The following is a 616-nucleotide window of genomic DNA, read 5'->3' as shown; positions in this document are numbered from 1 at the left end:
ATTGGCATTATAGCTAGAACTCACTTGCAGCTCTGGCGTCCCGCCCTGATCGTACCAGAGCTTAAACTGTTCCAGATCCATCCCGGAAACGTCAGCCATTGCCGAAACGAAGTCTTCAGTTGTGACCGCTTGCCCATCATGCCTGTCAAAATATAAATCACTCCCTGCCCGGAACTGCTTCGGCCCTAAGAGAGTATGCAGCATGCGAACAACCTCTGCCCCTTTTTCATAAACCGTCAGGGTATAGAAGTTTGAAATTTCCATATAGGAAGCCGGACGAACCGGGTGTGACATCGGGCCTGCATCTTCAGCAAACTGTGCGGTTCGCAGAACATTTACATCCTCGATACGTTTAACCACGGAGGAATTCATATCGGCAGAAAATGCTGAATCCCTAAATACGGTAAACCCTTCTTTCAGGCTTAGCTGGAACCAATCTCTGCAAGTAACTCTATTGCCAGACCAGTTGTGAAAATACTCATGTGCAACAATCGCCTCAATGCGCTGATAACCCGCATCTGTTGTTGCATCGGGCTTTGCCAAAACACAGGATGAATTGAAGATATTCAGACCTTTATTCTCCATGGCGCCCATATTAAAATCGTCCACCGCGACA

The 616-nt window shown here is 47.6% G+C and carries 1 protein-coding gene; it reads right to left on the bottom strand.

Annotation, left to right across the window (positions count from 1 at the left end; all coding sequences use genetic code 11):
• Positions 1-616: M1 family aminopeptidase (locus A3729_RS24010; protein ID WP_304439753.1), on the bottom strand; the 616-nt coding region annotated here is incomplete at both ends.

It is taken from the genome of Oleiphilus sp. HI0043 (genome assembly GCF_001634935.1).
This window is presented reverse-complemented; position numbering and strand designations above follow the sequence as displayed.